The organism is Aeromonas sp. 96A, assembly GCF_051919165.1.
Taxonomy (GTDB): Bacteria; Pseudomonadota; Gammaproteobacteria; order Enterobacterales; family Aeromonadaceae; genus Aeromonas; species Aeromonas veronii.
In genome coordinates this window covers 2,900,102-2,921,066 of the sequence record NZ_JBQBFE010000001.1, presented here as the reverse complement: position 1 = coordinate 2,921,066, position 20,965 = coordinate 2,900,102, and the positions used below count along the sequence as shown (strand labels likewise).

General features: G+C 60.2%; 20 protein-coding genes and 2 pseudogenes. 13 read left to right on the top strand and 9 right to left on the bottom strand.

Features of this window, described 5'->3' with window-relative positions:
- Positions 1-40: 40 nt before the first annotated feature.
- The 4 genes from ACTG2W_RS13425 to fabV all read right to left on the bottom strand — a co-directional run bounded on the left by ACTG2W_RS13425 (position 41) and on the right by fabV (position 4,934).
- Positions 41-1,714: a sensor histidine kinase gene (locus ACTG2W_RS13425; RefSeq protein ID WP_160880862.1), complete on the bottom strand. Its 1,674-nt coding sequence runs from the start codon at positions 1,712-1,714 to the stop codon at positions 41-43.
- Positions 1,715-1,795: 81 nt separating this feature from the next.
- Positions 1,796-2,980, bottom strand: a complete 1,185-nt coding sequence (locus ACTG2W_RS13420) for an NAD(P)/FAD-dependent oxidoreductase (RefSeq protein WP_219899355.1) — start codon at positions 2,978-2,980, stop codon at positions 1,796-1,798.
- A gap of 149 nt (positions 2,981-3,129) precedes the next feature.
- Entirely contained in the window at positions 3,130-3,654 is a 525-nt protein-coding gene (gene ftnA / locus ACTG2W_RS13415; protein ID WP_005339225.1) for a non-heme ferritin, read from the bottom strand.
- A 92-nt stretch (positions 3,655-3,746) separates the two neighbouring features.
- Positions 3,747-4,934 (bottom strand): enoyl-ACP reductase FabV, encoded by a 1,188-nt coding sequence (gene fabV / locus ACTG2W_RS13410; RefSeq protein WP_106844423.1) that lies wholly within the window; start codon positions 4,932-4,934, stop codon positions 3,747-3,749.
- Between the two features lie 401 nt (positions 4,935-5,335).
- Between fabV and ACTG2W_RS13405 the strand changes: the two genes are divergently transcribed.
- Together ACTG2W_RS13405 and trpS are read left to right on the top strand one after the other, a co-directional pair.
- A complete protein-coding gene (locus ACTG2W_RS13405) occupies positions 5,336-5,773 on the top strand; it encodes a universal stress protein (RefSeq protein ID WP_005339229.1) in 438 nt (145 codons plus the stop codon).
- 192 nt (positions 5,774-5,965) lie between these two features.
- Positions 5,966-6,979, top strand: a complete 1,014-nt coding sequence (gene trpS, locus ACTG2W_RS13400; protein ID WP_106844424.1) for a tryptophan--tRNA ligase — start codon at positions 5,966-5,968, stop codon at positions 6,977-6,979.
- On the opposite strand, the gene ACTG2W_RS13395 is transcribed toward trpS, so the two are convergent.
- Entirely contained in the window at positions 6,958-7,917 is a 960-nt protein-coding gene (locus ACTG2W_RS13395; protein WP_106844425.1) for a LysR family transcriptional regulator, read from the bottom strand. The genes trpS and ACTG2W_RS13395 overlap by 22 nt on opposite strands.
- A 91-nt stretch (positions 7,918-8,008) precedes the next feature.
- Between ACTG2W_RS13395 and ACTG2W_RS13390 the strand changes: the two genes are divergently transcribed.
- Entirely contained in the window at positions 8,009-8,908 is a 900-nt protein-coding gene (locus ACTG2W_RS13390; protein WP_005357113.1) for a DMT family transporter, read from the top strand.
- Positions 8,893-9,054: a hypothetical protein gene (locus ACTG2W_RS13385; RefSeq protein ID WP_106844426.1), complete on the top strand. Its 162-nt coding sequence runs from the start codon at positions 8,893-8,895 to the stop codon at positions 9,052-9,054. Before ACTG2W_RS13390 ends, ACTG2W_RS13385 begins: the two co-directional genes overlap by 16 nt.
- A 124-nt stretch (positions 9,055-9,178) precedes the next feature.
- Here ACTG2W_RS13385 and ACTG2W_RS13380 read toward each other — a convergent pair whose 3' ends face one another.
- Positions 9,179-9,640, bottom strand: coding sequence for a DUF6314 family protein (locus ACTG2W_RS13380; RefSeq protein ID WP_106844427.1), 462 nt, complete (start codon positions 9,638-9,640; stop codon positions 9,179-9,181).
- Between the two features lie 39 nt (positions 9,641-9,679).
- Here ACTG2W_RS13380 and ACTG2W_RS13375 point away from each other — a divergent pair, with 39 nt between their 5' ends.
- Positions 9,680-10,534 carry a carboxylate/amino acid/amine transporter gene (locus ACTG2W_RS13375; protein WP_440016265.1) on the top strand — a complete coding sequence of 285 codons (855 nt, stop codon included), beginning with the start codon at positions 9,680-9,682 and terminating at the stop codon, positions 10,532-10,534.
- Positions 10,535-10,540: 6 nt separating this feature from the next.
- On the opposite strand, the pseudogene ACTG2W_RS13370 reads toward ACTG2W_RS13375, so the two are convergent.
- A pseudogene (locus tag ACTG2W_RS13370) lies at positions 10,541-11,403 on the bottom strand (GGDEF domain-containing protein).
- Positions 11,404-11,473: 70 nt separating this feature from the next.
- Positions 11,474-12,187, bottom strand: coding sequence for a 3-deoxy-D-manno-octulosonic acid kinase (locus tag ACTG2W_RS13365; protein WP_005357122.1), 714 nt, complete (start codon positions 12,185-12,187; stop codon positions 11,474-11,476).
- A 222-nt stretch (positions 12,188-12,409) separates the two neighbouring features.
- Between ACTG2W_RS13365 and ACTG2W_RS13360 the strand changes: the two genes are divergently transcribed.
- The 8 genes and pseudogenes from ACTG2W_RS13360 (at position 12,410) to ACTG2W_RS13325 (ending at position 20,378) form a co-directional block, all read left to right on the top strand.
- On the top strand, positions 12,410-13,465 hold the full coding sequence (locus ACTG2W_RS13360; protein WP_106844478.1) for a glycosyltransferase family 9 protein: 1,056 nt from the start codon (positions 12,410-12,412) through the stop codon (positions 13,463-13,465).
- Between the two features lie 300 nt (positions 13,466-13,765).
- Positions 13,766-14,392 (top strand): guanylate kinase, encoded by a 627-nt coding sequence (gene gmk / locus ACTG2W_RS13355; RefSeq protein WP_106844429.1) that lies wholly within the window; start codon positions 13,766-13,768, stop codon positions 14,390-14,392.
- A 79-nt stretch (positions 14,393-14,471) separates the two neighbouring features.
- Positions 14,472-14,747, top strand: coding sequence for a DNA-directed RNA polymerase subunit omega (gene rpoZ / locus ACTG2W_RS13350; protein ID WP_005307060.1), 276 nt, complete (start codon positions 14,472-14,474; stop codon positions 14,745-14,747).
- Positions 14,748-14,878: 131 nt separating this feature from the next.
- Positions 14,879-16,996, top strand: coding sequence for a bifunctional GTP diphosphokinase/guanosine-3',5'-bis pyrophosphate 3'-pyrophosphohydrolase (gene spoT, locus ACTG2W_RS13345; protein WP_005339255.1), 2,118 nt, complete (start codon positions 14,879-14,881; stop codon positions 16,994-16,996).
- Positions 16,997-17,040: 44 nt separating this feature from the next.
- Complete coding sequence (trmH, locus tag ACTG2W_RS13340) at positions 17,041-17,772, top strand: tRNA (guanosine(18)-2'-O)-methyltransferase TrmH (RefSeq protein ID WP_005355744.1); 732 nt, start codon at positions 17,041-17,043, stop codon at positions 17,770-17,772.
- On the top strand, positions 17,772-18,431 hold the full coding sequence (locus tag ACTG2W_RS13335; protein WP_106844430.1) for a CatB-related O-acetyltransferase: 660 nt from the start codon (positions 17,772-17,774) through the stop codon (positions 18,429-18,431). Before trmH ends, ACTG2W_RS13335 begins: the two co-directional genes overlap by 1 nt.
- A complete protein-coding gene (locus ACTG2W_RS13330; protein WP_106844431.1) occupies positions 18,431-19,471 on the top strand; it encodes an alpha/beta fold hydrolase in 1,041 nt (346 codons plus the stop codon). Before ACTG2W_RS13335 ends, ACTG2W_RS13330 begins: the two co-directional genes overlap by 1 nt.
- Before the next feature lie 89 nt (positions 19,472-19,560).
- Positions 19,561-20,378: pseudogene (locus tag ACTG2W_RS13325) on the top strand (Cof-type HAD-IIB family hydrolase).
- A gap of 34 nt (positions 20,379-20,412) precedes the next feature.
- Here the strand turns inward: ACTG2W_RS13325 and ACTG2W_RS13320 are convergent.
- Positions 20,413-20,928: a ricin-type beta-trefoil lectin domain protein gene (locus tag ACTG2W_RS13320; protein WP_106844432.1), complete on the bottom strand. Its 516-nt coding sequence runs from the start codon at positions 20,926-20,928 to the stop codon at positions 20,413-20,415.
- Positions 20,929-20,965: the final 37 nt, after the last annotated feature.

The following is a 20,965-nucleotide window of genomic DNA, read 5'->3' as shown; positions in this document are numbered from 1 at the left end:
ACCTCTCGCGGCACACACTTATCCTCAACCATGATGGCACTCAGCATGGCATCGACTCCTGATCCGGCAGATAGAAACTCACTTCGGTACCCGGCTCCAGCCGCTTGAGGTGCAGGCCATCGCCATAGAGCAGCTTGACCCGCTGATGCACGTTCATCAGGCCGATGCTGCGGCTCTCCACCCGACCGGCGGCCACCCCGTCGATCACCGCCTGACTGATGCCGTAACCGGTGTCTCGTACTGAGACCCGGATGCCGCCCGCCAGCTGCTTCACCTCGATGGTGACCCGACCCGGCGCACTGCGAGGCTGGATACCGTGCAGGATGGCGTTTTCCACCAACGGCTGCAACAGCAGGCTCGGCACCTGAATGTGCACGTCGTCTACCTCGAACACCACCTCCAGCTTGTCGCCGAAGCGGGCCTGCTCGATGGCCACGTAGTCGCGCACCTGCTGCAGCTCCTCCTGAATGTCGATCAGTTCATCCCCCTTGTTGAGGTTGTAGCGCAGGTAATCCGCCAGATTGGCGATGAGCTGGCGCGCCTGCTGGGGACGGATGCGGATCAGCGACGAGATGGCGTTGAGGGCATTGAACAGGAAGTGCGGGTTGATCTTGCTCTGCAATGCTGTGAACTCCGCCTTGCGGGTCATCTCCTTGAGCTGCTCGATGCGCGACACCTCCATCTGGGTGGAGATGAGCTGGGAGAGGCCCACCGCCATCTCCCGCAGGGAGCTGGTGATACTGTGGGTGCGGCGGTAGTAGATCTTGAGGGTGCCGCTCACCGAGCCGTTTTCCCGCAGCGGAATAATGATGACCGAGTGGAAATCGGAGAGGTGATACTGGCGCAGATCGTTGTTGATGATGATCTGGTCGAGCAGCACCGCCTGCTGGGTCATACCGCTGATGGCGTGGTGCTCGTCCAGCTCGTAATAGTCCTTGCCCACCCCGACATAGGCCAGCACGTCATGGGTATCGGTGATGGCCACCGCATCGGCGCTAATGTCGCGCCGGATCACATCGCACACCTGACTGAGGGAGTGGCGATCGATGTTCTGGAAGAAGGGCAGCGTCTTGTTGGCGATATCCAGCGCCAGCTTGGCCTGCTTGGCAGCAATCAACTCCTTCTCGTCATCCAGATCCTGCACCAGCTTGATGATTAGGCCGATACAGAGCGCCCCGGCGATCATCGGATAGGCGATGTGGTTAACGATCTCCACCCCGACTTCGTGGGGCTCGGTCAGCAGCCAGATCAGCAGCATGGTCAGCCCTTCGCACAGCATCCCCGCCAGAATGCCGTAGAGCCAGAGCCGCGACTTGCGGCAGCGCAGGTGCAGCCAGGTGGCGAGCAGGCCGGCGATGATGCTGGCGATGAGACACGGGATAGAGGTATGACCGTCCATATCGATGAGATAGCGGTGCAGGCCGGAGATGACCCCGGCCGGAATGCCGACCCAGGGGCCGAACAGGATGCCGCCGGAGATGATGGCGATGATCCGCACGTTGATCAGCGCCCCCTCCACCGGAATGCCGGTGTAGGTGCTGAACACCGCAAACAGACAGAAGATGGAGGCCACCAGCACCAGCTCGGCCGGGGTGTGATCCCGCTTCTGGAACAGCCGCTGGAACGGCCGGGTGCGGGTCAGGAAGAAGAGGGTCATCAGCATCAGCGCCGCCCGTTCGAACACCGCCAACAACATCATTTGATTCTCAAGCATCTGCGCCCCCTTGCGGCAACCCGACCGATCACCATAACCCTGACCAATAAATCGGGGCCGGATAAACCAGCCCCTGTGACATCAACAGTACTGACCGGCCACCCAGCCGGAAGACCAGGCCCACTGGAAGTTGTAGCCACCGAGCCAGCCGGTCACATCCACCACTTCACCGATGAAGTAGAGGCCGGGCACCTTGCGTGCCTCCATGGTCTTGGAGGAGAGCTCGTTGGTATCGACGCCGCCCAGGGTCACTTCGGCGGTGCGATACCCCTCGGTGCCGTTGGGCAGGATCTGCCAGTCACCCAGCAGATTGGCCACCGCTTCAAGCTCCCGCTCGTTGTATTGGCGCATCGGCTTGCTGACCAGCTGACCCAGCTCCACCAGCTTGTCGACGAAGCGCTTTGGCAGCTCGCGCCCCAGCACGGTTTTCAGCTCCTGCGCCGGGTGCGCCTGCGCCCATTCACGCAGGGCAGCCGGAATATCCAGCTCCGGCAGCAGGTTGATGTGGATCTTCTCACCCGCATGCCAGTAGGAGGAGATCTGCAGGATGACGGGACCGGATAGGCCACGATGAGTGAACAGCATCGCCTCCTTGAAGCGAGTGCCATCCTCGGCGGTCACCGATACCGGCAGGCTGATGCCCGCCAGATCGGCGAACGCCTCTTTTTCCGCCTGATGGAGGGTAAAGGGCACCAGACCGGCGCGGGTCGGCAGCACCTTGAGGCCGAACTGCTCCGCCAGCTTGAAGCCATAAGGGGTCGCCCCCAGCTTGGGCATGGAGAGACCGCCGGTCGCCACCACCAGCGAGTGACAGCCGATCTCCCCCTTGCTGGTGGTCAGCAGAAAGCCCTCGTCCTGCTTGCTGACGGTGAGGATTTCGGTCTGGAACTGCAGGGTCACCCCGGCCCAGTCGCACTCGGTGAGCAGCACATCGACGATATCCTTGGCACTCTCGAGACAGAACAGCTGCCCCAAAGTGCGCTCGTGATAGTTGACCCCGTGGCGATCCACCAGATCGATGAAATCCTGCTGGGTGTAGCGGGCCAGCGCCGACTTGCTGAAGTGGGGATTCTCCGACAGGTAGGCGTGAGCGCCCGCCTGATGGTTGGTGAAGTTGCAGCGGCCACCGCCACTGATGAGGATCTTGCGGCCCGGCTTCTTGGCATTGTCGAGCACCAGCACGGAGCGGCCACGGTAGCCCGCCTGAGCCGCACACATCAATCCGGCCGCACCGGCCCCGATCACCACCACATCGACCTGCTTCATCATCACTCACTTATCAAAATAGAAACGGCACCTGGCCAGAACCGTGATTGCCTCTGGCTGACATCACAACGGTGACTGCCCACCAGAATAAACAACGGCCCTTAAAAGGGCCGTTATTGTACTGGCTGAACACTAAGTGTCCACGACTATCAGGCGTTGCTGTCCATGATGCTGGCAGGGGCGCCTTTGGCCAGTTCGGCCAGCTCCTTGTCGATGAAGTAGAGGCCTTTGCCATCTTCACCCACCAGACCCAGACGGTCGACGATGCTCTTGAACAGCTTCTCCTCTTCATGCTGCTCGGCCACATACCACTGCAGGAAATTGAAGGTGGAGTAGTCCTGGGTGGTGAAGGCTACGTGGGCCAAACCATTGATGCACTTGGTGATGTGATACTCGTGCTCCAGAGTGGTACGGAACACATCGCCCAGCGACTTGAACTCGTGGGGAGGGGCATCAATGGCACCCAGCTTGGGCATGGCGCCGGTCTCGCTCACATAGGTGAACAGACGCTCCATGTGCTGGCGCTCCTCGACCGCGTGCTGACGCAGGAAGGTGGCAGCCCCCTCAAAGCCCTTGTCTTCGCACCAGGCGCTCATCTGCAGATAGAGATTGGAGGAGTAGAACTCCAGGTTAATCTGCTCGTTCAACTTCTCGATCATGGCTTGGGCCAGCATCTTGTTTCTCCTCAGTGATTTGGTATCGATTGTCGCCACACTCCCGTCACGAATCAACCCGCCAACGAGAGGGAGATCCCGTTTCTTTCAGCTCAGGGGGTCAGCTCGCCAAGGGAGGCAACATCCACCGGCGCTGCATAATCGACGCCCGGCAGCTCGAAGCCATTGAGCTGCATGAAATCCTGCCGCAGCCCGGCAAAGTCCCCCAGCGCATGGAAATTGTCCGGCGTCACCTTGGGCCAGAGCGCCGAAACGGCGGCCTGAATGGCCGGGTCGAGCTCGTAGTCATCCATCCGGATCAGCCGGTTGCCATCGGCCACCGCCCCATTGGCCCCATACATCTTGGCGGCAAACAGTCGCTGCATCTGCTCAATGCAACCTTCGTGTACACCGCGCTCCTTCATCACCCCCATCAGCAGGCCCAGATAAACCGGCAGCACCGGAATATAGGCGCTCGCCTTGGTCACCAGCGCCTTGCAGACCGATACCCAGGCGTGGCCGCCAATCTCGGCCAGTTGCAGGTTGATGGTCTCGGCGGTGGCGTGCAGATGCTCCTTGGCATAACCGATGGTGCCATCCCGATAGAGGGGATAGGTGGATTCGGGGCCGATGTAGGAGTAGGCCACGGTTTGCGCACCGGGGGCGAGACAACCGGCCTGCTGCAACGCCTGCATCCAGAGCTGCCAATCCTCGCCCCCCATCACGGTGACGGTGTCGCGGATCTCCTCCGGCGTGGCAGGTGCCAGCGACTGCTGCACCAGGGTATCGCGCTCCAGATCCAGCCCCCAGCCGCTAAATGGCTGGCCGGTGGTCTTGAGCACCGAGCGCACTTGCGTGCCATCGGGCAGCACCCGGATGCCGCTCGCGAGCGAATAGATCACCAGATCCACCTGCCCAAGCTGCTGGCGGATGGTATCGATGGCCTGCTGGCGCATGGCATCGGAGAAGGCATCACCGATCAGGTTGATGGCGATACGCCCCTCCTGCTCCGCCTCCTTGCGAAACCAGATGTTGTTGTACCAGCCGGCGCTGCCCAATCCTTTGTCGGAAGGGCCACGCTCAAACGAGATACCGATGGTGTCGGCACCGGCACCGAAGGCGAGTGCAATGCGCGACGCCAGTCCAAACCCGGAGGAGGCACCCAGCACCAGCACCCGCTTGGGGCCGTTGAACGGGCCAGCGGCCTTGATACGTTCGATCTGCTGCTGCACGGCGGCGCGACAGCCGATGGGATGACAGTTGCGGGCAACACAACCTTGAATCTGGGGATGAATGATCATGGGAAGGCCTCCAAAGAAACTGGCTACAGCATAACCAAATCGAAAGAGATTAACTTGATGCCGGATCGCTATCAGTCAGAAAAGCCGCGGGAATTGAGGCAGAAAAACAAAAGGGAGCACGTGGCTCCCCAAAGCGGTATTCAGATGCTTTTTGTTGTTTTGTGTTCATTGCGAAGCACGGGCCCATCCTATGCCTCTCCCCCCTGATCGGCAAGCCGAGGGGTGTGACCGGCGTCAAACTCTTGTTTAATTTATAGGCAAATAGTGGTTAATAACTGAGTGGCTGACCCTGTGTCACACGTCATTAAACTCATTTAAATCCCAAAACTGTGCCTGAGGCACCATTTTAGTTTCAGCAGAGATTGGTATAGTGGGCTGAAGGATCGGTAAGGAGAACCCCCATGAGTGGAACAACCTATTACAAGCATATTCTGGCCGCGATCGACCTCTCTGAAGATAACCGCAAGGTGATCGACAAGGCGGTGGACAGAGCCCGCTCCAACGGCGCCAAGCTGTCGGTTATCCATGTCGATGTGGACCTCAAGGATCTCTACACCGAGATGATCGATATCGACATCGACAACGTGCAGGATCAGGTGATCGCCGAAGCGAAAGAGAAGCTGGAGGCATTTCTGGCCTCGGTGGACTATCCCATCGAGAAGAAGCTGGTGATCTGCGGCGATCTGAGCGAGCGGGTCAATCAGGCGGTCAAGGAGTACGAGATCGACCTGCTGGTGTGCGGCCATCGCCAGAGCTTCTGGAGCCTGCTCACCTCCAGCGCCCGTCAGCTGATGAATACGGTGCCCTGCGATCTGCTGGTCGTCCCCTTGCAGAAGTAATGAAACCGGCGTAGTGTGATTTGCTATGAATATGACCGCATTCAATCACAACTACTGGTGGTGCTGCTCCTAAACAGGCGGCACCGCGTTTCTATTCAAGATTTCCCAAAGAAAACACCGTGACCGCCGAGAGGCGGTCAACTGTTTTTATCCCTTTGTCGCCTCCCGGCTCACCCAACTGGAGAGAGTGACATGCACAACCCCGTTATCCTGACTGGCGATCGTCCCACCGGCAAACTGCACATCGGCCACTATGTCGGCTCCCTGCGCCAGCGCGTCGAAGCTCAGCACCACTACCGTCAATTCGTGATGATCGCCGATCTGCAGGCGCTGACCGACAACGGCCACAACCCGGCCAAGGTGACCGACAATGTGCTGGAGGTGATGGCCGACTATCTGGCGGTCGGCCTCGACCCGGCCAAGACCACCTTTTGCCTGCAGAGCGCCCTGCCCGCCCTCGCCGAGCTCACCTGCTACTACCTCAATCTGGTCAGCGTCGCCCGGCTGGAGCGCAACCCCACCGTCAAGGCGGAGATCCAGCAGAAAGGGTTCGAACGCACGCTGCCGGCCGGTTTTCTGGTCTATCCGGTGAGTCAGGCCGCCGACATCACCGCCTTTCGCGCCAGCCATGTGCCGGTCGGGGAGGATCAGCTGCCGATGCTGGAGCAGACCAACGAGATCGTCCGCCGCTTCAACTCTCTGGTAGGCCAAGAGGTGCTGACCGAGTGCCAACCGATCCTGAGTGACACCGGCCGCCTGCCCGGCATCGACGGCAAGGCCAAGATGTCCAAATCCCTCGGCAACACCATCGAACTCGGCATGTCGGCGGAAGAGGTCAAACAGGCGGTGTTCGCCATGTATACCGACCCCAACCACCTCAAGGTGAGCGATCCGGGTCAGGTGGAGGGAAATACGGTGTTCGCCTATCTCGATGCTTTCCACCCCGACAAGGCGCTGGTCGCCGAGATGAAGGCCCACTACCGACGAGGCGGACTGGGGGACATGCGCTGCAAGCAGGTGCTCAACGACTGCCTGCAGACCCTGCTCGCCCCGATGCGAGAGCGCCGGGCCGCGGCCATTGCCGACAAGAAGATGCTGCTGGAGCTGCTCTATCAAGGCACCGAGCAGGCTCGCATCATCACCGATGAGGTATTGGCGGAGGTGAAAAGCGCCATGGGGCTCGACTACTTCGCCAACATCCGCTGAGCGGGAGTCCCGAGTGCATCGTCGCCGTAGAGGTCGAACACCAACTGGTGCAACAGGCTCTTGAACCAGCCGATCGCCTCGTCATGGGCGGTCAGCGGGTGCCCCGCCATCAGGTAGACGATAGGGATGGCGGGGTCGAGCTGGTGCATCCGCAGCGGGTAGTAGCGGCAGAAGTGGCGCCCGATCATCTCGGGCACCACCACCAGATAGCGGCCGGTCGCCATCAGCGGCGGCACCGCCATAAAGCTCGGCAACCGCACGCCCAGCTCCCGCTCCACCCCGAAACGGGCCAGCCAGAGCTCCACCATCGCCTGACTGTGACCCCAGCTGGAGGTGTGGATGTGGGGACGGCTCACCAGCTCAACCGGCGTCAGTACATCGGGCAACTCGCTGCCGAGCGGCGATAGGCAGACCAGCGGGTTGTTGAACCACTCCTCCCGCCACAAGCGCGGTGAGAGATGATTCGCCCCGGCGAAACCGATCACCAGATCCAGCTCACCCTTTTCCAACTCCCGCTCGTAGTTGCTGTCGGCCAGCTCGCACACCTCAAGCCGACAGTGAGGGGCCTGCCGATGGAGCCGCTCCACCAGCACCGGCACCAGCCCATGCTCTACCGAACCCGGGGTAGCGATGCGGAAAATCCGCCGCGCGCTGGCGGGATCAAACCCTTTGGCCTGCCGCAATCCCTGCTCCAGCATCGCCAGCGCCTGGCGCACCGGACCGGCCAGCGCCTTGGCTCGCTCGGTCGGCATCATCTCGCGCCGACTCATCACGAACAGCGGGTCATCCAGCGCCACTCGCAGCCGCCCCAAGGCGTGACTGACGGTGGATTGGGAGAGATGTAGCCGTTCGGCGGCACGGGTGACATTGCGCTCCTGCATCAGCATGTCGAATACGGCGAGCAGGTTGAGGTCAAGACGGGCGAGCGAGCTATCCATCGATATTAGCCATAGTTAAATGCCAACAATTCATTTTTACCATAGTAACAGATTGCCTAGAATGCGCTGGCTTAATACATCGGAGATTCAAATGCGTAGCTATCTGTTATTGCTGGCCATTGGCCTGCTGTGGGGTTCCCAATTCATTTTCATGCACCAGGCCGTTGCCGAGTTGCCCCCCATTCTGGTGGCTGCCGGTCGTGCCCTGTGCGGCAGCCTGACCCTGGGTCTGCTCTGCCTGTTCATGCGGCTCAAGAGTGAGCACACCCCGTGGCGCACCTATATGCTGATCGCCCTGCTGGATGCCACCATCCCCTTCATCATGGTCGCCTGGGGCCAACAGTATGTGGATAGCGCCATCGCCGCCGTGGTCATGGGTTGTATCCCGTTTGTGACCATTCTGGCTGCACCGCTGTTTATTTCTGGTGAAAGAATCACCAAAACCGGTCTGCTTTCCGTGATCATCGGCTTTGCCGGTGTACTCACCCTGTTCTGGCCGAAACTCTCCCAGGGCATGAACGCCGGTCTGCTTGGTGCCATGGCCATCCTGCTGGGAGCCAGCTGCTTCGCCATCGGCCTGCTGATGATCAAGCGCTTCGCCAAGGACCATCCGGTCGTGGTCGCCCGCAATATCCTGATCTCCTCGGCAATCCAGTTGCTGCTGGTCGCCCCCTTCATGGTTGATCTCGGCAGCCTGACCCTGCCGAGCACCCAGGCCCTGAGCGCGATTACCGTGCTGGGTACCCTCTGTACCGGTCTGGTCTACTTCCTCTACATGGCACTGATCCAGAAGGCCGGCCCGACGTTCGCCTCCTTCAGCAACTATCTGGTGCCGCTGTTCGGCGTGATGCTGGGTGCCCTGTTCCTCGGCGAGCAGATCCACCCCACCACCGGCGTGGCCCTGGCCCTGATCCTCGGCTCGGTCGCCATGAACCAGTGGGCGCAACAGCGTCGCATGCAGCGCGAGGTCTCCCTATGTCAGGCATCCTGACCACACTGTGCGGTGGTCTGGTACTGATTGCCGGCTGGCAGTATCGCCAGCGGCTGGCCGGGATCCTGGGCCTGCTGATGGTACTGCTGCCCTGGTTCTTCGATAGCAAGCTGCAAGCCATGCTGAGTTATGCCCTGAATGTCTGAAGTCCATCTCTGAATGTGTGACGAGAGTCTATCTCTCCTGTTTTTGGGACTGTTTTAAAAAACCTCCGATTTGTCCCCCGCTACCGGCGCTCTGCGCCGGTTTTTTTATGCCTGCCAGCCGGCGTCAGATCAGATAGCGATAGCTGAGTCGCTCGTTCTTGCGCGGCCCGGTGATCTGCCAGCTCAGCAGAAAACCACCGTCGATCTCGGTCAGCTCGGCGCTGTAGTGATCCGCCCCGCACAGATGGGGTTCGGCGGTCAGCCAGCGGCCATCCCCCTGCGGCAGCAGCTCGAACAGTTCAACCGGCGCTTGATAACGCAGATGGGAGAGACGGATCCCCCGCGCACTGCGCTGCCACCAGAAGCGGTTGTGCATGGCGAGTTCCCTGCCATGAGGCGTGATGTAACGGCCCTGCTCGTTAAACAGCCAGCCCCCCTGATGATCGGTCACCTGCACACGCCCCTCGCCCCGACCATTCCAGTCGGTCGCCGACCCCTCGCTATTGCTGGCGGTAAAGGAAAATGCTCCGACCTGTGGCAATCGCGCCCATAAACGCTGGATTGCCGCTTCCATCTCGGCCATCATAGCCCCCTTAAAATTGACAACTGATGATAAATCAAACACATGAACTACTTGATAGGGGTCACCCTGCTCTGGTCATTCTCCTTCAGCCTGATCGGGGTCTACCTCGCTGGCCAGGTCGATGCCTACTTCTCGGTGCTGACCCGCATCGCCCTCGCCAGTCTGGTGTTTCTCCCCTTCCTGCGCCGCCGCTGGCTGCGCCCCGATCTGGCGGCCAAGCTGATGGCGCTGGGCGCCATCCAGCTCGGCATCATGTATCTCTTCTACTACCACTCCTTTCTGCTGCTGACGGTGCCGGAAGTGCTGGTCTTTACCATCTTCACCCCCATCTACGTCACCCTGCTCCACGACCTGCTGGAAGGGCGCTTCAAGCCCACCTATCTGTGGGGCGCCCTGCTGGCGGTGCTCGGGGCTGCCGTCATCCGCTTCGACGGCCTGACCGAAAGCTATGTGCTGGGATTTATGGTGGTGCAGGGGGCCAACCTCTGTTTCGCCCTGGGTCAAGTGGGCTACAAGGTACTGCTGGCAAGGGAGGCGGAGCAACCGCCGCAACTGGCGGTGTTCGGCTGCTTCTATCTGGGAGCGCTGGTGATCGCATTGCCCGCCTGGTGGCTGCTGGGCAAGCCGCAATACCCAACGTCAGGGTTGCAGTGGGGCATTCTGCTCTGGCTGGGGGTGGGTGCCTCCGGCCTAGGCTACTTCCTCTGGAACAAGGGGGCGACGCTGGTCACCAGCGGAGTGCTGGCCATCATGAACAATGCGCTCATTCCGGCCAGCTTGCTGGTCAATCTGCTGCTCTGGGGCAAGGATACCGACCTGACCCGACTGACCATCGGCGGCCTGCTGATGCTGGCCTCGCTCTGGGTCTGCCAGCGTGACAAGCGCAACCAACCCTGACCACACTCAGCCGATGACGGTGTTGTGCTCCCGTCTGGCCTGACTGTGACAACTGGCCAGCCGGGCCAGCAGATGATCGAGCTGCTCGCCAGCCTGACTCTGCACCAGCCCGATACTGACGGTGACCGGCCGCTGTGACAGCAGGCTGGCATCGGCAATCTCGAGGCGCAGCCGCTCGGCGATCTCCAGCGCACTCATCCGCTCGGTCTGGGAGAGCATCAGGATAAAACCGTCCTCATCCCAGCGGGCGAAGGGATCTTCCCGCCGCAGTTCGTGACGCACGATACGCGCCAGCTTGGCCAGCATGGCGTCGCAAGCCGCTTCACCAAACAACTGCTGGATTTTGGCCATGTGATCGACCGAAAACTGCAGCAGACTGAAAGTGCCGCTCTCGGTCGCCAGCCGCTCTTCAAGCAGTTGCTCGAAACAGCCACGGCTCTCCAGACCGGTCAGCGGATCGGTGCCATGTCGCTCCTCCACCAGCACGGCAGCGGGATCGAGGTGACGGACACCCCCAGCAGATAACCCCGCTCATCACGACGCATCCGCTCTTCCAGCCGGATGTAGTGACCGTGATGATGCAGAATGCGGTATTCGAGGCGCAGACCGCTGCTGCGGCCGCTCTGGCAGGCGAGCAGGGCATCTTCCAGCCGGGCGACATCGTCGGGATGAACCCGATCCAGCCAGCCAAGATCATCCGGCCAGCGCTCTCCCAATCCCAACAGGCGCAGGCAGGAGGGATCACGCTGCAGTCCATGTTGGGCTGACCAGCTCCAGATCCCCGCCTCCAGCAGCGCCATGGCATCAGACAGCAGACCCGGATCAAGCCGGGCAGTCACATCGACCAAAGGTGTCTTGAGCATTTCCATGGGGCGCCTCGAAACAGGATCTGAATACCTGCTCAATAAGTAACATTGGCGTTCACGCCGAGCAACAGGGTCAGATCGCTTTTCCCTGATACCCGTTCATCAAGGTCTGCCAGTTCTCCGGTACGAAGTGGAAACTGGTATGCAGTTGAGACTCTTTATTGAATGAACGGAGCAAGCGTTCCAGATTGGCCTTCTGCCATTCGCCGGGGGAGCGGATCGCACCCTTGTCAAAATCGATCACCCACACCTTGCCCTCTTTATCGAGCAGCAGGTTGTGGCTGTTGAGATCGGCGTGATAGACCCCGGCATCGTGCAGCTGACGCACCGTCTGGCCTATCTTGTGCCACACCTCGGTCGCCACCGGCCCCTGCTTGAGCAGCGCCACCATATCCTTGGCACCGCGAATTCGCTCAATCAGGATATCGGCACGATAGAATGGGCCCTGTTTGACCATGCGGGCACCAAACGGACGCGGCACCGGCAGCCCCAGCTCGCACAGCTTGGCCAGCAGGGTGTATTCGGCCATGGCACGGCTCGACTCGACCCCTTCGAACCAGAAGCGATCCCGCACAACCTTGCCCACCATGCCGCCGCGATAGTAGTGGCGCAGCACCAGATGGCGGGACTCATCCTTGACGAACCAGGTCACCCCCCGCCCGATGGAGGTTCCCACCACCTGACGGTTGTTCTGCCACCAGGCAGGATCGAATAACTGGGGAGAGGGGTCGCGAAAGGCCCCTTCGGCATACCAGCAGATCTGGTTGTGTTCGGTCTGTACTCGCATCGTGGAGATCCCGCTCGGTGGGTCATGGATCGCAATTTTTCAATTGGCGATGAGGCTGCCGCTCTGGCATGCCCGCAATAGTGGCCTTTAATCAACGACGTGCAGAAACAGGTCATGGCGCAGGGCCTGGCCTATCCCGGCTGACGATTGTGCGCAATTTTACAATCCAGAGGGGAGTTTGCATAATGCCATCCACCCTTTTTGCCAGCCGTGCGCCACAACATGCCGCTATTTCAAACGCCCCCTTCCTCCATCTGCATCCTGCGGCTCTCCGCCATCGGGGATTGCTGCCACGCACTGGCGCTGGTGCGCGTCATCCAGCGGGAGTGGCCACAGACCCGCATCACCTGGATCACCGGCAAAATCGAGGCAACCCTGTTTGCCGATCTGCCCGGGGTCGAGGTGATCCCCTTCGACAAGAGCAAGGGGTGGCGCGGCTATCGCGATCTCTGGCAGACCCTCAAGGGGCGCAAATTCGATGCCCTGCTCCACCTGCAGGCGGCGATGCGGGCCAGCATCGCCACCCTCGGCATCAGCGCCAAGGTCAAACTCGGGTTTGATCGGGAGCGGGCCAACGACGGCCAGTGGCTGTTCACCAACCACAAGGTGCCTTCGCCTGCCTCCCCCCATGTGCTGGACGGTTTCCTCGCTTTCGCCAAAGAGCTCGGCATCCAGGATCTGACCCCGGACTGGCAACTGCCCATCAGCGCCCAACATCAGGCGTGGGCAAGGGATAAGATTGGCGGCAAACCGACCTTGCTTATCTGCGCCGCCGCCAGCAAGGCGTTCAAGAACTGGACTGCCGCAGGCTATGCCGCGCTGGCGGATCACGCCGCCAGCAAGGGCTTTCAGGTTTATCTCTGTGGCGGGCCGGCCAAGCTGGAGCGGGATCTGGCCGCCGAGATCCGGCAACTCAGCCAGAGCAAGCCGGTCGATCTGGTGGGGCAGACCAACCTCAAGCAGTTATTGGCACTGATTGGTGAGGCGAGTCTGGTGCTGGCCCCCGATACCGGCCCCACCCATATGGCCACCATAGTGGGCACGCCGGTGATCGGTCTCTATGCCCACCACAATCCGGCCCGCACCGGCCCCTATCTGTGCCGCGACTACGTGGTCAGCGTCTATCAGGAGCTGGTCGAGCAGGAGACCGGCAAGCCGCTGGCCGAATTGAGCTGGCGCACCCGCCTCAAGGATCCGGAGGCCATGCGAAAAATCACCAGCGAGCAGGTGATCGCCGCGTTCGATCGGCTCTGCGCCGATCGCCAGCTGCCGTACTGACAGAGCACCTCGGGAATTCCGAGCCATCAGGCAGGGATAACCTGATAGCCTCTGCCCTCAGCCAAAGGCACAATGCAGGCTGATGTGGGTTACGCTCCCGCAGCAAGCTACGAATACTTTGATCGGCTGGAATATGATTCCGGCCGTTTTTTTATTCGCCGCATTCTGGTAAAATTCGCCGCCTTTACATCCTCCTGACTCAAGAATTTTCCGCGTTTCGCGTTTGGCTGTCTCCCTTTCGGGCACAAGACGGCAGTCTCTGCTACAACCAAAACAGCGGTTTCGATTAAAGGTAATAATATGGCGCAACAAGGCACTCTCTATATCATCTCTTCTCCGAGCGGCGCTGGTAAATCCAGCCTGCTCAATGCCTTGCTGACCCAACATAACGCTGCGGGCAAGATGCAGCTGTCGGTTTCCCACACCACTCGCGCCACCCGTCCTGGCGAAGAGCACGGCGTACACTACCACTTCGTTCAGGTGGAAGAGTTCAAGGCACTGATCGAACGCGGTGATTTTCTGGAGTGGGCCGAAGTGTTCGGCAACTACTACGGCACCTCACGCGCCGCCATCGAAGTCTGTCTGGCCAAGGGGATCGACGTATTCCTCGACATCGACTGGCAGGGTGCCCGCCAGATCCGCGAGCAGATGCCGACCAAATCCATTTTCATCCTGCCCCCTAGCCGCGAAGAGCTGGAACGCCGCCTGATTGGGCGCGGTCAGGACAGCGCCGAGGTGATTGCCGGCCGGATGGCGAAAGCCATTGCCGAAATGGTGCACTACGACGAGTATGACTATGTCATTATCAATGAAGACTTCGAGCAGGCGCTGTTCCAGCTCAGGTCCATTATTGAGTGCCAACGGCTGGAGATGCGTCACCAGCAACAGGCTCAAAAAAACTTGCTGCAACAGCTACTGGCAGAGTAAGCCAAAAACAAGTAAACTTTTGCGTCATTTTTAAACACTGCTTTTCTAAATACAGAAAGCCCAAACACTGGAGTCCTGCATGGCACGCGTTACTGTAGAAGATGCTGTAAAACAGGTAGGTAACCGTTTTGACCTGGTGCTGGTCGCCGCGCGCCGCGCTCGTCAAATCGCGGTACAAGGCAAAGATCCCCTGGTCGACGAAGAGAACGACAAGCCGACTGTGATCGCCCTGCGTGAGATCGAGCTGGGTCTGGTGAACAATCAAGTGATGGACACCCAGGACCGCTACGAACAGCAAGAGCAGGAAGCCGCCGAGCTGGCTGCCGTTGCTGCCATCGCCGAAGGCCGCGGTTAAGTTATTCCTCCGGTTGGCACCCGCCCGGGTGCCGACTGTTCATCCCCATTTACAACCGCTCGAAAACCTCGCAAACTCAGGGCTATACCCTCAATTCCACGAATTGCCGTTTCACCGCTGCGGGGACTGTCTTGTATTTATTTGAAAACCTTAAAGAAATAGCCAGTTCCTACCTGCCGCCAGAGCAGGTTGAGAAGCTCAAGCAAGCCTATGTGGTGGCCCGTGATGCCCACCAGGGCCAGATGCGTTCCAGTGGCGAACCCTACATCACCCACCCTGTTGCCGTTGCCCGGATCCTGGGTGACATGCGCCTCGATCATGAAACCCTGATGGCCGCCGTACTGCACGACGTCATCGAAGACACCTCTGTCACCAAGGCCGATCTGGCCGAACAATTCGGCAATGCGGTTGCAGAACTGGTGGCCGGGGTCTCCAAGCTCGACAAGCTGAAATTTCGCGATCGCAAAGAGGCGCAGGCCGAGAACTTCCGCAAGATGGTGATGGCGATGACCCAGGATATCCGGGTCATTCTGATCAAGCTGGCCGACCGCACCCACAACATGCGCACCCTGGGCTCCCTGCGCCCTGACAAACGCCGCCGCATCGCCCGGGAAACCCTCGAAATCTTCGCCCCCATCGCCAACCGCCTCGGTATTCACACCATGAAGAACGAGCTGGAAGAGCTGGGTTTCGAGGCGCTCTATCCCATGCGCTCCCGCGTGTTGCGCGAATCGGTGCGCCGCGCCCGTGGCAATCGCCGCGAGATCATCGACTCCATCCAGAGCGAAATCAGCGGTCGTCTGAAAGAGGCAGGAATCGAGCATCAGGTCAGTGGCCGCGAGAAGAATCTCTTCTCCATCTACAACAAGATGGAGAAAAAAGAGCTGCAATTTCATGAGGTAATGGATATCTACGCCTTTCGGGTCAAGGTGAAGGACATAGATACCTGTTACCGGGTGCTGGGGCAGATGCATAGCCTCTACAAGCCGCGCCCCGGCCGCTTCAAGGATTACATCGCCATCCCCAAGACCAACGGCTACCAGTCGCTGCACACCTCTCTGGTGGGGCCGCACGGGGTACCGGTGGAGGTGCAAATTCGTACCGAGTTCATGGATCAGATGGCCGACAAAGGGGTTGCCGCCCACTGGGCCTACAAGCAGGATGGCGACAGCTCGGGCACCACTGCCCAGATCCGCGCCCAGCGCTGGATGCAGAGCCTGCTGGAATTGCAACAGAGCGCCGGCAGCTCGTTTGAATTTATCGAAGGGGTCAAGACCGACCTCTTCCCCGACGAGATCTACGTGTTCACGCCGGAAGGACGCATCATGGAGCTGCCCGCTGGCGCCACGCCGGTGGACTTCGCCTACACGGTGCACACCGATATCGGCCATGCCTGCGTCGGTTCGCGGGTCGACCGCCACCCCTACCCGCTCAGCAGCCCGCTGCACTCGGGCCAGACGGTGGAGATCATCACGGCGCCGGGCGCTCGCCCCAACGCGGCCTGGCTCAACTTCGTGGTGACCACCAAGGCACGCTCCAAGATCCGCCAGTTCCTCAAGAACCTGCGCACCGAAGAGTCGGTGGTGCTGGGTCGCCGCCTGCTCAACCATGCGCTGGGCGCCAAGAATATCGAAGACATTCCCGAGCCGCGCATCAAACAGGTGCTGGCCGACACCAAGCACGAGAACCTGCAAGGGCTGCTGGCCGATGTTGGCCTCGGCAACGCCATGAGTGTCATGGTGGCGCGCCGCATGCTGGGGGATGAACTGCCGCCGGAAGAGCAGCCCAAAACCAGCAGCAAGAAGATGCCGATCAAGGGTGCCGACGGCATGCTGGTCACCTTCGCCAACTGCTGCCGTCCGATCCCGGGGGATGCCATCATCGCCCACATCAGCCCGGGCAAGGGTCTGGTGATCCACCAGGAAGCCTGCCGCAACATCAAGGGCTACAGCAAGGAGCCGGACAAGTATCTGCCGGTGCAGTGGGAAGTGGACAAGGAGCAGGAACAGGAGTTCCGCACCGGCATCAGCATCGAGATCGTCAACCATCAGGGTGCGCTGGCCGAGCTGGCCAACGTGATTGCCGCCACCGGCGCCAACATTCACGCCATCAGCACCGAAGAGAAGGATGGCCGGGTCTATCAGGTCAGCCTGCTCATCACCACCAAGAGCCGCATCCACCTGGCCAACATCATGCGCAAGATCCGCGTCATGCCCAACGTGCTCAAGGTGAGCCGACAGAAGAACTGAACACAGGCGGCGTAAGCCGCCTGCTGCTTTTATAGAGACAAGCCATGACCCCCGAACGCTTCAAGCGCATCACCGACATGCTGGCCCAGCGTCAGCTCGATTTGACCGTCTGTATGGAAGAGGTCCATAAACCTCACAATCTGGCCGCCATCGTGCGTACCGCCGATGCCATCGGCATCCACCGGGTACACGCCGTCTGGCCCAAAACCTGGATCCACAAGCGCAAGGGCACCGCCCGCGGCAGCCAGAACTGGGTGGATGTAAAACTGCACCCGGATATCGGCACAGCCGTTGCCGAGCTGAAAGCCTCCGGCATGCAGATCCTGGCGACTCACCTCTCCGACAGCTCGGTCGATTTTCGCGCCATTGACTACACCAAACCAACCGCCATTCTGGTGGGTCAGGAGAAACACGGCATCGGTGAAGAGGCGCTGGCGCTGGCCGACCACCATATCGTCATCCCCATGGTGGGCATGGTGCAGTCCCTCAACGTCTCGGTGGCTGCCGCCGCCATCCTCTACGAAGCGCAGCGCCAGCGCGAGCTAGCCGGCTGCTATCAACGCGGCTGCCCGCTCACGCTGGAGGAGCAGAACAGCATCCTGTTCGAGGGGGGTTATCCTATCTATGCCCAGCTCTGCAAAGAGAAAGAGATGCCCTACCCCCAGCTCGGCCCGGCCGGTGAAATTCTGGCGGACGAAGAGTGGTGGCAGCGGATGCAGCTGACCCGCAAAGGGTGGGCGCAGCAGAGCGAGCAGGACGACCTACAGGAGGAGTGATGGAGAACCCTTTTGGTAGCTGGCTGGAATCGCAAATCATCCGGGATCACCTGACCAACCCGAACATAGAGGCCGGCGACTACAGCTACTACTCCGGCTACTACCACGGCAAGCCGTTCGAGGATCACTGCGTCCGTTACCTGCTCGGCGATGGCTCGACCCGCGATACCTGGGAGAGCGGCCTCTGGGGCGAGGTGGATCGGCTGATCATCGGCAAATTCTGCTCCATCGGCTCGGGCGCCACCTTCATGCTGGCGGGCAATCAGGGCCACCGGCTGGATTGGGTCTCCACCTTCCCGTTCAACCCCGACACCTTTGGCGAAGGGGCCCGCAGCGGCTTTCTGCGCAAGGGGGACACCCGGATTGGCAACGATGTCTGGATCGGCTCGGAAGCGATGATCATGCCCGGCATCACCATAGGTGATGGCGCCGTCATCGCCACCCGCGCCGTGGTGACCAAAGATGTGGCCCCTTACACCATAGTCGGCGGCAACCCGGCCAAAACGATCCGCCGTCGCTTCAGTGATGAGCAGATCCTCATGCTGCAAGAGATGCAATGGTGGGACTGGCCCCTGCCCCGCTTGCAAGCCAGCATGGCGCTGCTCTGCTCGGGGGATATCGCTGCCCTTTATCACCATTGGCAACAGGAATGTGCCTGATGAAACCCCTCTCTCTTTCCCTGTTGGCCCTGACCCTGTTTTCTGCCGGAGCCCTTGCCGTGACCAATACCTATCAGCTCACCAGCGAAGCCGATGTACCCAGCCTCTACCAGCAAACCCTGCCCGACTTCTGGCGCCAGCATGCGGTGGAAGGAGAGTTCAAGGGCAAGGATGTGGTGACCATCCGCTATGCCGCGCTGCGGCAGGAGAAGGTTGATCGTGCCATCCTCATCGTCAATGGCCGGGTCGAGAGCTACCTCAAGTATCAGGAGCTGGCGTGGGATCTCTGGCGTCAGGGCTACAGCCTCTATCTCATCGACCATCGCGGTCAGGGGATGTCCGATCGGATGCTGAATGACCCGCAGAAGGGATATGTTGACCAGTTCGACGATTATGTGGTCGATCTCAAGCAGTTTCACGACCAGATAATCATGGCGGACCAGCCTGCCAAGCTGTTCCTGCTGGCCCACTCCATGGGCGGCGCCATCTCGGCCCGCTATCTGGAACGCTGGCCCGATGATATCAAAGCAGCCGTACTCTCCTCCCCCATGCTGGGCATCAACCTAGGCGGTCTGCCCAAGTGGCTGGCCAAGGGATTGGCGAGCACCATAGGCACAGTCGGCGGCTGGCTTGGCGAGCCTCCCTACGGCCCCGGTCAGGGCACCTATCAGGATCACGGCTTTGCCGATAACGAGCTGACACACAGCCAGTCCCGCTATCAGGCGTTCCGTCAGCTCTACGAACAGCACCCACAGATCAAGCTGGGTGGTGCCACCGCCCACTGGATTTATCAAGGGATCACCGGTGCCGATGCCGCCATCGCCGATGCAGGCGCCATCAAAACCCCGCTGCTGGTGCTGCAAGCTGGCAGCGACAGCGTGGTGGACAATGCCGCGCAGGAACGCTTCTGCACCATTGCCAAGTGCGAAGGGGGCAAACCGCTGCGCATCGAGGGAGCCTGGCACGAGCTGTTTATCGAATCCGATGACAAGCGCCAGCCCGCCCTGACCGCGATGGTCGACTTTTTCGCCCGCTTCTGAGCTGGCTATTTTTTGTAACCCTAAATAAATGGGGTGACAGTGCGGGCTAAGGTAAACTGCCCCTGTTTTCAATCGATGCCGAGGTAATGATGTTCAAGGTAGTTGTATCCGATCTCGATGGCACTCTGCTCAACAAGCAGCACCAGATCTCTCCCCGTACCCGGGATACCCTGCACCGCCTGGTAGAACAAGGTGTGAAATTCGTGGTCGCCACCGGCCGTCATCACGTTGACGTTCGCAGCTTCCGCGATGCGCTGGGGATGGACATCTACCTCATTACTTCCAATGGCGCCGTGGTCCATGACAAACAGGATCAGCTGATTTTCAACCAGCCGCTGCCGACCGAGATTGCCGCCGAGCTGATTGCGCTGGAGCGCGATCCCTCTATCCACCTCAATGTCTATCAGGGTGATGACTGGGTGGTGGAAGAGGAGCTGCCCTGGCTGCTGCAGTTCCACGACGAGTCAGGGTTCACCTACCGTCTGGTCGATGACCTGAAGCAGGAACCGAAAGAGCAGATCAACAAGGTGTTCTACATCGGTGACCACGAGAAACTGCTGAAGATCGAGGCGCGCACCTCAACCAGCGCTACGGCGATCAGCTCAACGTCACCTTCTCATTGCCGGACTGCCTCGAAGTGATGCACGCCGGAGTGCATAAGGGCAATGCTGTGCGAGCCGTGCTGGAGCAAAACGGGTTCGATATGTCGGAGGCGATCGCCTTCGGTGATGGCATGAATGACTTCGAGATGCTGACCATGGTGGGACGCGGTATCGTGATGGGCAACGCCCATGACCGCCTGAAAATGGCGCTGCCGGAGTACGAGCAGACCCTCACCTCCGACGAAGATGGCGTCGCCGTCTATCTGGAGAAGCTGTTCAAGCTGGAGAGCATCAGCGCAGCCTGAGCCTCTTCATACCGACATTCGATTCAGCAAAGCCTCACCATGTGAGGCTTTGTTTTTTAAGGGTTTCCAGCCAGGGATTGGGCCGCTGCCAGCTGAAGCTCTGGTTCGCTCCGCCGTAGCATTCGGCCAGCCGCAGCGGCGTGCCGGGGGTATGGCGTCGCCCGGCCACATCGAGGCAGCGAGAGACCTTGCTGTTGAACAGCTTGTCTTTCTGCCACTCCCACTGCGCCTGACCGTCACAGGGTGCCAGCATCACTTCGCTGTCGTTTTTGGCTTGCAAACAGAGATCCTGCAGGCGCAACTCACCCAGATCCCACTCGAACAGTTGATCGTCTTTTCCGCTGCAAGGTTGTGCCAACACCTTCTGTTGGGACACCGCAACGCAAAAATCACCGCTGGTCAGCAAGGGAGAGAGAGAGCGCTCCTCCTGCGGTTGTGATGCAATGGAGCCCATCATCACATCGGTGGATGGCGGCTTGATGGTACAGCCCCCTAGCAGCAAGGCAGCCAGCATGGCGGGGGAGTAAGCAAAGGAAATTTTGTTATTCATGGAAAAATGCCTGAAATGGGCCGATGACATCCGGTTG